This window comes from Streptomyces sp. NPDC058371 (assembly GCF_042723265.1).
Lineage (GTDB): Bacteria > Actinomycetota > Actinomycetes > Streptomycetales > Streptomycetaceae > Streptomyces.
Window position 1 is genome coordinate 226752 of record NZ_JBHXJC010000013.1, and the last position, 13371, is coordinate 240122.

The 13371-nt window shown below is 71.9% G+C and carries 11 protein-coding genes; 5 read left to right on the forward strand and 6 right to left on the reverse strand.

The features are described 5' to 3' along the window. Positions 1–164: 164 nt before the first annotated feature. Both ACFWM2_RS31155 and ACFWM2_RS31160 read left to right on the forward strand, forming a co-directional pair. A complete protein-coding gene (locus ACFWM2_RS31155) occupies positions 165–1898 on the forward strand; it encodes a S8 family peptidase (RefSeq protein WP_383286872.1) in 1734 nt (577 codons plus the stop codon). A 172-nt stretch (positions 1899–2070) separates the two neighbouring features. After that, complete coding sequence (locus ACFWM2_RS31160) at positions 2071–2751, forward strand: hypothetical protein (protein WP_383286874.1); 681 nt, start codon at positions 2071–2073, stop codon at positions 2749–2751. A gap of 125 nt (positions 2752–2876) precedes the next feature. On the opposite strand, the gene mshC is transcribed toward ACFWM2_RS31160, so the two are convergent. From mshC to ACFWM2_RS31180, 4 genes are all read right to left on the reverse strand, one after another. After that, the gene (gene mshC, locus ACFWM2_RS31165; protein ID WP_383286876.1) at positions 2877–4106 is read right to left on the reverse strand and encodes a cysteine--1-D-myo-inosityl 2-amino-2-deoxy-alpha-D-glucopyranoside ligase; all 1230 of its coding nucleotides are present in this window, start codon (positions 4104–4106) and stop codon (positions 2877–2879) included. Between the two features lie 186 nt (positions 4107–4292). Continuing rightward, positions 4293–5111, reverse strand: a complete 819-nt coding sequence (locus tag ACFWM2_RS31170; protein ID WP_383286878.1) for an SCO1664 family protein — start codon at positions 5109–5111, stop codon at positions 4293–4295. Then, positions 5075–5665: a DUF3090 domain-containing protein gene (locus ACFWM2_RS31175; RefSeq protein WP_383286880.1), complete on the reverse strand. Its 591-nt coding sequence runs from the start codon at positions 5663–5665 to the stop codon at positions 5075–5077. The genes ACFWM2_RS31170 and ACFWM2_RS31175 overlap by 37 nt, the downstream gene beginning before the upstream one ends. 122 nt (positions 5666–5787) lie before the next feature. Then, on the reverse strand, positions 5788–6474 hold the full coding sequence (locus tag ACFWM2_RS31180) for a histidine phosphatase family protein (RefSeq protein ID WP_383286882.1): 687 nt from the start codon (positions 6472–6474) through the stop codon (positions 5788–5790). Positions 6475–6536: 62 nt separating this feature from the next. Here ACFWM2_RS31180 and corA point away from each other — a divergent pair, with 62 nt between their 5' ends. Next, the gene (gene corA / locus ACFWM2_RS31185; RefSeq protein WP_383286884.1) at positions 6537–7535 is read left to right on the forward strand and encodes a magnesium/cobalt transporter CorA; all 999 of its coding nucleotides are present in this window, start codon (positions 6537–6539) and stop codon (positions 7533–7535) included. A gap of 109 nt (positions 7536–7644) precedes the next feature. Here corA and ACFWM2_RS31190 read toward each other — a convergent pair whose 3' ends face one another. Then, complete coding sequence (locus ACFWM2_RS31190) at positions 7645–8433, reverse strand: ferritin-like domain-containing protein (protein ID WP_383286886.1); 789 nt, start codon at positions 8431–8433, stop codon at positions 7645–7647. 224 nt (positions 8434–8657) lie between these two features. After that, positions 8658–9713 carry an LLM class F420-dependent oxidoreductase gene (locus ACFWM2_RS31195; RefSeq protein WP_383286888.1) on the reverse strand — a complete coding sequence of 352 codons (1056 nt, stop codon included), beginning with the start codon at positions 9711–9713 and terminating at the stop codon, positions 8658–8660. Positions 9714–9865: 152 nt separating this feature from the next. On the opposite strand from ACFWM2_RS31195, the gene ACFWM2_RS31200 reads away from it, so the two are divergent. Further along, complete coding sequence (locus ACFWM2_RS31200) at positions 9866–10849, forward strand: aldo/keto reductase (protein WP_383286890.1); 984 nt, start codon at positions 9866–9868, stop codon at positions 10847–10849. Continuing rightward, on the forward strand, positions 10846–13188 hold the full coding sequence (locus ACFWM2_RS31205; protein WP_383286892.1) for a helix-hairpin-helix domain-containing protein: 2343 nt from the start codon (positions 10846–10848) through the stop codon (positions 13186–13188). Before ACFWM2_RS31200 ends, ACFWM2_RS31205 begins: the two co-directional genes overlap by 4 nt. Positions 13189–13371: the final 183 nt, after the last annotated feature.

The following is a 13371-nucleotide window of genomic DNA, read 5'->3' on the forward strand; positions in this document are numbered from 1 at the left end:
GGTTCCCCATTCAACTTGTTTCCAAACCAAGTTGGCGAAGACGGGGTGGACGTGTTGGCCCGGGCGTGCCAGGTTGGGCCCCGAAGACGCGGTCCGGAGACGGGACTTGACACCGCGTCACCCCGCGACAAGGCACCCGCAGGGACCGAAGGGAGCGGCACGCGATGACCGATCAGGTACAGCCGACGCAGGGCCCGGGAGCATCCGGGCCGGGGCCCGACGGAGCGGGATTCACCTACCGAGGAGCGGAGCAGGAGCTGATCGTCGTCGCTCGGCGCGAGGCCCGGCTGCGCGCCGGCGCCGAGGGCGTGCGCTCGGCGGCGGGCTCCGACGTATCGGCCCTCAACATGTTCCTCAGCGACGAACAGCTCGCCCTGGAACCGCTGTTCGGCAGCGAGGAGCGGCTCCAGCAGTCCGCGCACGCCGAGAGCGTGCCGGAGCTCACCCGCTTCTACCGGGTCCGCGGCGTCGAGAGCCGCGCCCAGGAGCTGCGCTCACGGATCGCCGCACTGCCGGAGATCGACACGGCGTACGTGAAGCCCGGCGCCGTACCCGCCTCGGTGGGTTCCGTCGGGCAGAGCACGGACGACAGCCGGCGAGTGAAGGAAGGCGCCCCGGTCACCCCCGACTTCAGCAGCCGCCAGGGCTATCTGAGCCGGGCGCCCGAGGGGATCGACGCCGCGTGGGCCTGGCAGCGCCCCGGCGGCACGGGCCAGGGCGTGACGGTGATCGACGTGGAGGGCGCCTGGCAGCTCGGCCACGAGGATCTGGCGGCCAAGCTCGCCGGCGTCGTCGTCGGCACCCCGCTGACCGACCTCGCGTGGCGCAACCACGGCACCGCCGTGATCGGTGTGATCGGCGGTGACCGCAACGAGCGGGGCATCTCCGGCATCGTCCCGGACGCCGTGACCGCGGCCGCGTCCTTCCAGGGCATCGGTACGGCGGCCGCGATCCACGCGGCCGCCGACCGGCTAGGCCCGGGCGACATCGTCCTGGTCGAACTCCACCGGCCCGGACCCCGGCTCGACTACGAGCAGCGCGGCGACCAGCAGGGATACATCGCGCTGGAGTGGTGGCCCGACGACTGCGCGGCCATCCGCTACGCGACCGACAAGGGCGTCGTCGTGGTGGAGGCCGCGGGCAACGGCGGCGAGTCGCTCGACGACGCGGTGTACGAACGCCGTCCCGACGAGTTCCCGGAGGACTGGCGCAACCCGTTCAACCCCTCCCACCAGTCCTCCGGCGCGATCCTGGTCGGTGCCGGTGCGCCGCCGCCCGGCACCCATGGCCGCGACCACGGCCCGGACCGCTCACGGCTGGCGTTCTCCAACTACGGGGCACGTCTGGACGCGCAGGGCTGGGGGCGCGAGGTCACGACCACCGGGGGTTCCTGGGACCGGCCCGGCGATCTGCAGGGCGGCGCCGAGGAGATCGCCTGGTACACGGACACGTTCTCCGGGACCTCCTCCGCCTCCCCGGTGGTGGTCGGCGCCCTGGCCGCACTGCAGGGCATGCTGAAGGCGGCGGGGCACGACCCGATGTCGCCGGAACGCGTCCGCTCGGTGCTGCGGGCGACCGGCTCTCCGCAGCAGGACGCGCCGGGGCGGCCCGCGTCCCAGCGGATCGGCAGCCGGCCGGACATCAAGGCAGCGGTCACCCGTCTGCTGCCCGACGCGGTCGGGTCGGGCCGGGCCGAGCGGTACTGGGACGAGCTGCTGCCGTACCCACGTGAACTCCCGCCGCGGATCCGGCTGTTCGTGGCCGGTGACTGGCGCAACCTGAACAACCCGACCCCCGAGACGCGCCAGGCGGTGCACACCGCCTTCGCTTCGGGACACCCCGACGTCCGGGTCTGGTTCTCGGACGACGAGATCGTCGGCCTGGTGGTAACGGGCTGAGGACCTGGTCGTCAGGGACGAGCCGGCGACCCGGCGACCCGGCCTTCACGGGCGGGCACGACCCGACCGACGCTCAACGACCGATCCGATCGATCCGACCGACGCTCAACGCTCGACCCGACCAACGCTCGACCCGACCAACGCTCAACGATTCAGGGAAGGTGGCACCCGCATGAGCACCACCCCGCAGATGAGCCAACAGGGACAGCACCAGCAGCCGAGCACCTCGCCGTACCAGCAGCAGGGAATCGGCCAGCAGCAGCCGTTCGGACAACAGGGCGGCCAGCAGCAGCCGTTCGCCCAGCAGATGCAGCAGCCGTTCGGACCGCAGGGGCTGGGGCAGCAGCAGCCGTTCGGACAGCAGACGCAGCAGCCGTTCGGACAGCAGGGGCTGGGTCAGCAGGGCATGGGTCAGCAGCAACAGGCCCCGCAACAAGGCCAGCACCAGCTCCCCCAGCACCTGCAGCAGCAGCTCCAGCAGCTCGGCCAGCAGCAGCCGTTCCAACAACTGCTGCAGCAGCTCGGTGGTCAGCAACAGCTCGGCGCGCAGCAGCAGCCACAGCAGCACCAGATTCAGCAGATCCAGCAGGGTGAGCCACTGGTCCTGCCGAGCGCGGTCGAGACCCAGGCGCTGGCCATCGGGGTGGCCCAGCACTTCCAGGACGTCGTCACCCCGCTCCCGGGCCAGCCGCAGGTGCTCTACCTGTACATCAACAACGGCTGGCGCCGGCTGGTGAACCCGAACCAGGTGACCCACGACGAGGTCCAGCGCGCGTTTGCCTTCGGGCAGCAGATCTACGCGATCTTCGACACCAACAGCAGCGTCATCCAGTCCGTCATCGTGAGCAAGTGACAGCGGACGCTCCACACGCATGAAGGACGCCGGGCGGGTAGATCCCCGCCCGGCGTCCTGTTGCTGCCGCAGAGCCGCGTTCGCCGCCGGCCCGGCCGCCCGGGCAGTCGGGCAGACCTTGTCGCCTAGAGAGCCACTCCCAGCAGGGCGTCCACCGCACGCGACACGACCCCGGGCGCACCCTCGTCCGTACCGCCCCGCTCGTGCTGGACCGCGGCCCAGCGGTCGACCGCGGCGAGCGCGGCCGGCGCGTCCAGGTCGTCGGCGAGGGCGACGCGGATCTCGTCGACCAGTGCGTCGGCGGAGGGGCCGTCGGGCCGTGACACCGCCGCGCGCCAGTCCGCGAGACGGGCGACCGCCTCTTCGAGGACCGTGTCCGTCCACTCCCAGTCGGCCCGGTAGTGGTGCGCGAGCAGCGCGAGACGGATGGCCGCCGGGTCGACTCCGTCGCGCCGCAGCGTGGAGACGAAGACCAGGTTGCCCTTGGACTTCGACATCTTCTCGCCGTTCAGCGCGACCATGCCGGCGTGGACGTACGCCTTGGCCATGGGGAACTCGCCGGTCAGCGCCTGGGCGTGGGAGGCACCCATCTCGTGGTGCGGGAAGGCGAGGTCGGAGCCGCCGCCCTGGACGTCGAAGCCCATGCCGAGATGGTCGAGCGCGATGGCCACGCACTCGATGTGCCAGCCGGGCCGGCCGCGGCCGAGTGAGCCGCCGTCCCAGCTCGGCTCGCCCTCGCGGGCCGCCATCCAGAGCATCGGGTCGAGCGGGTTCTTCTTGCCCGGCCGGTCCGGGTCGCCGCCCCGCTCGGCGGAGAGCAGGCGCATGGCGGCGGCGTCCAGGTGGGACACCTGCCCGAAGTGCGGGTCGGACTCGACGGAGAAGTACACGTCCCCTTCGAGCTCGTAGGCGGCACCGGCGTCCCGCAGCCGCTCGACCAGCGGCACGATCCCGGGTATCGCCTCGACCGCACCGATGTAGTGCCGCGGGGGCAGCATCCGCAGGGCGGTCATGTCCTCCCGGAAGAGGGCGGTCTCCTTCTCGGCGAGCCCCACCCAGTCGATGCCGTCGCGCTGCGCGCGCTCCAGGAGCGGGTCGTCGACGTCGGTCACGTTCTGGACGTAGTGAACCTGCCGCTTGGTGTCGAGCCACACGCGCTGCACGAGGTCGAACGCGTTGTAGGTCGCCGCGTGACCCAGATGGGTCGCGTCGTACGGCGTGATGCCGCAGACGTAGATACGGGCGACGGGACCGGGGTCGAGGGCAACGAGCCCTCCGGTCGCGGTGTCGTGGATCCGGAGGTCGCGTCCCTCACCGGGCAGGGCGGGGACCTCAGAAGCGGGCCAGGCATACATGCCTTGAGCCTAACCGGACGGATGTTCCGTATACGAACCGGACCAGGCCTGATGGCCGGGAAGGCGGTCTTGCCGGCCAGGCGTCGCTGTGCATACGTGCTGCACCCCGACCGCGCACGGCCCGGGAGGGAAACCGGGGCCGCTGGGGTGGACAACCACCGCCGGGCCCGGGCCCGCTGGGCTTCGTCACACCGGCGGCCACGGAATGGCCGGCCACTCCCCGCTCGGCTCGGGATGCTTCCCCGAGGCCAGGAGCGCGTCGACCCGCGCCCGCGTGGCGTCGACCTCGGCCGCGGTGATGAGTTCGGCCAGCCGGGTGGCCAGCGGTCCGCCCGACGCGAGCCCGTCCCGCAGGGTGGTCAGCGTCTCGACCGCTTCCCCGGTGAGCGGCTCCCCCGCCCACCCCCACAGCAGTGTCCGCAGCTTGTTCTCGGCGTTGAAGGTGACCCCGTGATCGATGCCGTACAGCCGGTCCTGGCCCTCGGGCAGCAGATGGCCGCCCTTGCGGTCGGCGTTGTTGATCACGGCGTCCAGCACCGCGAGGCGCCGCAGCCGCGCGTCGTCGGCGTGCACGAGCAGTGCCGTGCGCCCCTCGCCGACCTCGGCGAACCCGATGGCCTTCCAGCCGTCCGCGGGCTCTTCGTCGTCGACGAGCGCAAGCAGCTCGCTGTCCGCCGCGCTCTCGATCCAGAGCTGGCACATGCCCTCGCCGTACGGCCCGTCCCGCAGCACGGTGGGCGGCACGAGCCCCCAGCCGGTCGCCTCGGACACCTCGTACGCCGCCACCTCGCGCTGTGCGAGCGTGCCGTCGGGGAAGTCCCACAGGGGCCGTTCCCCGGCGACCGGCTTGTAGACGCAGAACGCGTCCTGCCCCTCGTACGAGACGGAGCAGTACAGCACCGCGTTCGACGCCTCACGGATCTGTCCGCGCACCTTCAGCTCGCCCTTGGCGAGCAGCTCGGCCGTGGTCACGCTCCGCGGCGGTATCCGTTCTGGCGCGGACATACGTGTCCTTCCGGGTCGAGCGGGAGGCTGCACAGCGGGCACGGCGGCCGGCCGGCGTTGACGACGTCGAGGGCGCGCTTGGCGAAGGCCCGTGCCTGTGCGCCGGTGAGCCGGACGCGGAGCATCGGCGGGCCGTTCTCCTCGTCCTGGAGCAGCCGTTCCTCGGCCTCGGCGAGGTCCTCATCGGTGTCGGCGTCCAGCTCGACCAGGGCCTGTGCCTCGACGATCATGCGCTGCTCGTCGCCGTCCCAGGCCAGCGCCATCGTGCCGACGCGGAACTCCTCCTCCACCGGGCTCTCCAGCGGGGCGGTGTCGGAGATATCGGCGGAGGCGACGGCCGGTACGGGCGCGCTGCCCCCGGTCCGCCGTACGACCTCGTCGAGCAGCTCTTCCATGCGTTCGGCCAGGGCGGCGACCTGGGTCTTCTCCAGGGCCACACTGGTCACCCGGGGGCCCGAGGTGGCCTGGAGGAAGAAGGTACGGCGCCCGGGCAGCCCGACCGTACCGGCCACGAAACGGTCCGGTGGGTCGTAGAGGAACACCTGACGCGACACGTCCTGTCTCTCCATTGGAATCGGCATCGGGACCGGGCAGCGGGCTCAGCCTGCGTCGGTCCTCGTGGGTTGCTGACAACTACTGCGCTGCTTCGACCGCTTCACCCTACTGCGGCCGACGATCACGGTGCGCCCGCCCCGCCCCCGACCGGGGCGTCGCCGCCCGCGGCCTCCTCGCGCGGCGCCAGGGACGCGAAATCACCGGTGTCCCCGAGGCGAACGAGAAATGGCCGCATCCGGGTGTAACGGATCGCGGTGATGGAACACGGTTCAACAGAGATCCGCTGGAAGAGGTCGAGATGAAGTCCGAGTGCGTCCGCGACAAGGGATTTGATGATGTCGCCGTGCGAGCACATGAGATACACCGCGTCACTGCCATGATCGCGCTCCACGCGCGCGTTCCACTCGCGTACCGCCTCGGCGGCGCGCGTCTGCATCGCCCGCATCGATTCGCCGCCCGGGAACGCGGCCGCGGTCGGATGCGTCTGTACGACCTCCATCAGCGGCTCGTCCATGAGCTCGGCGAGCTTGCGGCCGGTCCAGTCGCCGTAATGGCACTCCCCGATGCGCTCCTCGGTGTGGACGCGCAGCTCGGGGCGGGCGTCGAGCAGCGGCCGTACGGTCTCCTGGCAGCGCTGCAGGGGGCTGATGACGACCTCGGAGATCGGCAGCGCGGAGAGCCGGCCGGGCAGGGCGGCGGCCTGGGCGGCGCCGCGCTCGTCGAGGGCGACGCCGGGCGTCCATCCGGCGAGGAGGCCCGCGGTGTTGGCGGTGGAACGTCCGTGCCGGACGAGGATGAGGGTGGGCATACGCTCCAGCCTAGGCGGCGACCGGCATGCGTCCCGGTCCGGACGGCGGGAGAATACGCTCTGTGATCGTCGACTGCGCCATCTACCGAGACGGGCGCCGCAGTGACGGCCCCGATGACCTTTCGGACGCCCTCGCCGAGGCGCGGGCCGACGGCAACGCCTTCCTCTGGCTCGGGCTGCACGAGCCGACGGAGCAGGAGTTCACCCACGTGACCCGTGAGTTCGGACTGCACCCGCTGGCCGTCGAGGACGCCCTGAAGGCCCACCAGCGCCCCAAGATCGAGGTGTACGACGACTCGCTGTTCATGGTCCTCAAGCCGGTGACGTACGACGCGGACAACGACACCGTCTCCTCGGGAGAGGTGATGCTCTTCCTCGGGAATTCCTTCGTGGTCACCGTGCGCCACGGGGAGGGTTCACCGCTCGGTGAGGTGCGGGACCGGCTGGAGAAGGATCCCGACATGCTCCGGCACGGCCCCACGACCGTGATGTACGCCATCGCCGACGCCACGGTCGACCACTATCTGGAGGTGGCCACCGAGCTGCAGACCGACCTGGAGGAGCTGGAGGCGGAGGTCTTCTCACCGTCCGCCGGCGGCACGCGCAACACGGCGTCCCGGATCTACACCTTCAAGCGGCAGATCCTGGAGTTCCGCAGGGCGACCGGCCCGCTGGCCGTGCCGTTGACGCGGCTCGCGGGCATGGGCCAGTTCAGCTCCGGAGTGCCGTTCGTGGAGGGCGAGGCACAACCGTTCTTCCGTGACGTCAGCGACCACCTGACGCGCGTGAACGAGTCGGTGGAGGGCCTGGACCGGCTGGTGTCCGACATCCTCTCCGCGCACCTCGCGCAGATGAGTGTCCGGCAGAACGACGACATGCGGAAGATCTCCGCCTGGGCGGCCATGGCCGCGGTTCCGACGATGATCGCGGGCATCTACGGCATGAACTTCGATCACATGCCGGAGCTGCACTGGGTGTGGTCGTATCCCGCCGTGGTGCTGCTGATGGTCGTCCTGGAGATCGGGCTCTACCGCTTGTTCAAGCAGCGGGGCTGGATGTGACGACGACGGCCACGCGCGCGTGCCCGGAGGCGACAACCGCGCGCGTGCCCGGAATTCTGAGGCACGTACGCGTGGCCGTGGTTCACGTCCACGCGCGGGTGACCGTCGATCACGCGAACTCGGGTGCCGCCTGCGCGGGCCCGCTCAGGGCGTCCCGGCGCTCGGGCATCCGCAGAGCGACCATCCGCCGCCAGCCCACCAGCCGGTCGTAGGCGTACACGGCGTGAATGCCCGCGGCGAGCGTCGCCGCCTTGGCCCTGGGCCAGCCCAGGATGCGTCCCATGTGGTCCATCACGGCGAGGCTGACGTCCCGGTAGACGCGGATCTCGGCGAGCGCGCTCTCGCGCAGCGTCCGCTGGATGGCCCGGCCGTGTCCCGCGTACGCGAACCGCAGCAGTTCCTCGTGGCAGTAGGCGAGATGGTTGTCCTCGTCGTTCGAGATCATCCTGACCGCGCGGCCGATGTCCGGGTCGTCGGAGAAGTGCTTGCGCAGCAGCTCCATCTGTTCGGAGGCGCGCTGTTCGGTGACCCTGCTGTGCGCGAGGTAGGTGACGATGTCCTGGACGGTGAGCGGCTGGTCGTCCTTGAGCTTCTCGTGGGCGAGGCCGATCCCGTACTTCTCCAGGAGCATCGTGTAGTCGGTCTCCGGAGGGATCTCCACGGGCTCCAGGCCGCGCTTCTTCATGAGGGCGTTGAAGATCCGCCCGTGCTTGTCCTCGTCGGCGCCGTGCCGGGTGATCTTGGGGGCGAGCTCGCGTTCACTCGGCGGTACGAGTGCGGCGATGCGCCCGTTCTCCCAGCCTCCCTGCGATTCGCCGCTGGCAGCGATGGAGCAGAAGAGCCGGAACGACTCGTCGTTGTCGAGGATCTCCTGGAACAGACTCCTGGCCGAAAGCATCACTGCCCACCTCTCTGCGGGGCTCCGCAAAGACTGAGTCAAATGCTGTGCGGGACGAGCGGCAACACCTGCGCCGGACAACTCCGCCGAACGAAGGACGACACGCCCGATTCAGGGGCGTAACCGAGGGCATGCCTGACGCGTTGTTCCCGTGACGGCCGTGGCGGGGAAGACCCCCGAGCCCCCACCACGGCCGCAGAACTCTCCAGCCGTTCCGACCGCCCTCAGGCGAGCCCGGCGCGCTCCAGGGCGTCGGAACCGGCCCGGAGCGAGGCGATCCGCTCCTCCAGCGTGAAGCCGGCGGGCGCCAGCGTCAGGGTGTTCACCCCGGCCGCCGCATATGCCTTCATCCGGTCCGCGATGCGGTCGACGGAACCGAGCAGGGTCGTCTGGTCGATCAGCTGATGCGGTACGGCGGCGGCCGCACCCTCCTTGTCGCCGGACAGGTACTTGTCCTGGATCTCGGCGGCCTCCTTCTCGTATCCCATGCGCTGGGCGAGCTGGTTGTAGAAGTTCTGCTTCCGGCTGCCCATGCCGCCGACGTACAGTGCGGTGTACGGGCGGAACATGTCGGCGAGGCCGGTCACGTTCTTGTCGTCGCCGAGCGCGAGTGGGAGCGTCGGGCAGACGTCGAAGCCCTCCATGGTCTTGCCGGCCTTCTCGCGGCCCGCGCGCAGATGCGTGAGCGCCGTGGCCTCCAGGTGCTCGGCCGCGGGGAAGATCAGCAGCGCGCCGTCGGCGATCTCGCCGGTCTGCTCCAGGTTCTTGGGGCCGATCGCCGCGATGTACAGCGGGATGTGCTCGCGCTCCGGGTGCACGGTCAGCTTGATCGGCTTGCCCGGGCCGTCGGGCAGCGGCAGGGTCCAGTGAGCACCCTCGTACGAGAGGCGCTCGCGGGTCATCGCCTTGCGGACGATCTCGACGTACTCGCGGGTGCGCGACAGCGGCTTGTCGAACTTGACGCCGTACCAGCCCTCTGAGACCTGGGGGCCGGAGACGCCGAGGCCGAGGCGGAAGCGGCCGCCGGAGAGCGAGTCGAGCGTCGCCGCGGTCATCGCCGTCATCGCAGGCTGGCGGGCCGGGATCTGGAAGATCGCCGAGCCGACGTCGATGCGCTCGGTCTGGGCGGCGACCCAACTGAGCACGGTGGCCGCGTCGGAGCCGTAGGCCTCGGCGGCCCAGCAGACCGCGTAGCCGAGCCGGTCGGCCTCCTGGGCGACGGCGAGATTGTCCGCGTCCATTCCGCTGCCCCAGTAGCCGAGGTTGATCCCGAGCTGCATGGCCGATTCCCCTTACCGATCAGTAACGTCCCTTGTTCCGGAGACACTAGCGCGCTGGTGGGCGCGGCGGCAGGGACAGGTCCCGGGCTGCCTGAAGCGGGTTGTCCACAGGGCCCCCACGCACCGAGTTCCGGCCAGTAATCTCGGCGTCCATGGAGCAGAGGCATCTCGGCCGTACCGGCCTGCGCGTGTCCCGGATCGGGCTCGGCACCCTGACATGGGGCCGGGACACCGACGAGCATGACGCCGCGGAGCTGTTGAAGGCGTTCTGGGAAGCGGGCGGGACCCTCGTCGACACCGCGGACGTGTACGGGGACGGGGAGGCGGAGTATCTGCTCGGACAGCTGATAGAAGGCCTGGTCCCGCGCCGGGACCTGGTCATTTCCACGAAGGCGGGCAGCGTGCCCGATCCGGACCGGCGCTTCGACGGCTCGCGCGGACATCTGCTGTCCGCGCTCGACGCCTCGCTCCAGCGTCTCGGCACGGACTACGTCGACCTGTGGCACGTGCACGCCTTCGACCCGCGGACCCCGCTGGACGAGACCCTGCAGGCCCTCGACCTGGCGGTCAGCAGCGGGCGGGCGCGGTACGCGGGAGTGTCCAACTTCTGCGGCTGGCAGCTCGCGAAGGCAGCCACCTGGCAGCTCGCGGCGCCGGGCATGCGCACCCGGCTGGCCAGTACGCAGATGGAGTACTCCCTGCTCCAGCGCGGTGTCGAACGGGAGGTGCTGCCGGCCGCCCTCGACCTGGGCGTCGGACTGCTGCCCTCCTCGCCGCTGGGAAGAGGCGTGCTCACGGGCAAGTACCGCCATGGGACGCCGTCCGACTCCCGGGGCGGCTCGGAGCACCTCGCGCCCTTCGTCGCGCCCTATCTGGACGACGCCGCCTGCGGCATCGTGGACGCGGTGACGACCGCCGCCGACGGGCTCGCGGTGACCCCTCTCCAGGTCGCTCTCGCCTGGGTCCGCGACCGCCCCGGCGTCGCCGCCCCCATCATCGGCGCGCGCAACGCGCAGCAGCTCACGGCGGCATTGTCAGTGGAGACCCTTAGTCTTCCTGACGAGATCTGCCGGGCGCTCGACGACGTGTCAGCACCGGTGCACCACTATCCCGATCACGACTGGAGCACGCTGTGAGCACGGAGCCCGAGACCACGGAGGACGCGGAGCCGGGCACCCCGGGCGCGGGCATGAAGGACGGCGCTCCCGAGGCCCGGACGGGGCCGGAGGACACGTCAGCCGCCGACCCGTCGGACACGGGAGCCGGCACCGGCGCCCCGGCCGAGGGGACGGAGGCCGCGGACGGCACCGACGCATCAGCCGCGGGGACGGACGCCGAAGCCGGCGCCGATGCGTCGGCCACGGAGACGGAGGCCGCGGACGGCACCGAGGCGTCAGCTGAGGCGGCCGCCGCGGGGGCCGCGACCGATGGGGCCGCCGCCGCGGCGACCGAGCTGTCCGAGGCCGAGGCCGAGTTGGCGGCCCAGCGTGAGCTGCGGGAGCGGATCGAGCGGCGGAAGGCCGAGAAGCAGGGGCCGATCGCGGCGGGGACGAAGCTCAGCGGGACGGCCGCCGATCTGCTCGCGGCGGTGCGCGCCGTGGAGAGCGGCGAGAAGCCCGTGGCCACGCCCTTCCGGGAGCCGGAGCCGACACCGCGCAGGTCGGTGGCCGAGCCGGTGCGCCGCCCGGAGCCCGTCGCCACGGCCGCCGGTGCGCCGGCCGTGGCGACCGTCGACGCCGTGCGGTCGGTACTGACCGAGGGCGGCGCCCCCGAGGTGCTCGCGGCCCAGGCCGCTGCTGCCCTGGGCGAGGGCGCGGACGGACAACTGCGGGCGGATCCCTGGCAGTTGCTGCGGGTCGCAGGGGTGCGGCCGGAGCAGGCCGACGGGTTCGCGCGAGCCCTGCTCGGCGCGGAGTGCGGTCCCGACGACGAACGGCGCGGCCGGGCGCTCACGGTCTGGCTGCTGGAGCAGGCGGCCGTCGCAGGGCACACCGCCCTGGACGCCTCCGCCCTCACCGCGGCGCTCACCCGGCTCACGGTCCCCGACCCGGACGCGGCCGTGCAGAGCGCCCTCGCGGAGGGCGAGGTGCTGGTCTTCCAGGACGCCCTCGAAACGGCCGCTCCCGCGCGGGAGTCCGAGGAAGCGACGGAGGAGCCGGAGGAGCGCCCGGTCCGCGTCCTCATCGGCCTGGAGCGGTACGCCCTCGCCGAGGAGAGCCTCGCCGACGGGCTCGCCCGGGTGGTCAACGCGGTGCCCAAGGAGTCCGCCGCGGACTGGGAGTCGGCCGCCGCCTCGGCGTCCCGTTCCGCCGCGGAGCTACTGCGCGCCGTCGCGGGCCACGGACTCGTGCTGCACACCGGCGGCGAGGCGTCCCGCGCGGAGGTGGCGGAGCTGATCACCGCGGCCGGGGCAGCCGGCCTGCGGGCCTACGCGGCCGCGAGCACGACGGACGGCCGCGACCGCCTCACCGCGTTCCTCACGGCGCGGCAGGACGAGACCCCGGGCACCGGCGTGTCCGACTCTGTCGTCACCGTCGCCGGTCTGCTCTCCGGTGCCGAGGGGCCGGGCCGGGACGCGGAGGGCGCGTTCGGTCTCGACCTGCTGGTCCTTCTCGACGCCCCCCAGCTCGACGTCGAGGCCGCGGCCGTGCTCGTCGAGTCCCTGCCCGACGGTGCCCGGCTGGTGCTGAGCGGCGACCCCGGTGTGCTGTGGTCGGCCGGGCCCGGCCGGGTCTTCGCGGATCTGCTCGCCGCCCGGGTCTGCCCGCAGGTCGCCTCGCGCGCCCCTGACCCCGGCCCCCTCGGGGAGTTGGTCTCCGGCATCGGCATCGGCGAGCTGAATCAGGTCGAGGCGCCCGGCAAGGAGGTCGTGATCGTCCCGGTGCGGGACGCCGGCGAGGCAGTGCACCGCACCGTGCAGCTCGTCGCGGACTCGGTGCCCCGGGCCATCGGCATCCCGCCCGAGCAGACGCAGGTGATCACACCGGGGCACGGCGGCGCGGCCGGCACGCGTGCGTTGAACGTCGCCCTCAAGGAGCGGCTCAACCCCGGCCCGGGCCGCTTCGGCGGCTTCGACCCGGGTGACCGGATCGCCTACTCCCCCGCGCCGGGGCGTTCGGTGCCGGGACGGGTCGTGACGGCCGACGCGGAGGGGCTGCATCTGGAGTGCGCCGGCGCCCCCGTCGTCGTACCGAAGGAGCGGGTGGAGCAGTCCGTGCGGCACGGGTGGGCGCTGACCGCGCACCAGGCGGTCGGGCACCGGTGGCCCGCGGCCGTGGTGGTGCTGCCGGGCGACGCCGCACAGGCCCTTACGCGGCCCTGGGTGTACACGGCCTTCGGCCGGGCCGCGCGCCATCTGTCGGTCGTCCACGGCGTGGAGCAGGCCCTGCCGACGGCGGTGGCGGAGGTCCCCCAGAAGCCGCGCACGACGCGTCTGCCGGCGCTGCTCAAGGCGCAGGTGCCGACGGCCGGTTGAGCCACGCCCGCACACGCGGAGCACGCAGAACACGCAGAGGTGGGGGGGGGAGGGGGGGGTGAGAAGAAACAGAAAAAAAGAAGAAAAAGAAACTGTGGGGCGTCCCCACCCCCAAGGGAAAACCCCCCCCCCGGCGCCGGAGGGACCTGGGCCGAGCGCACGTCGGAGGCCCGGGTCACGGTC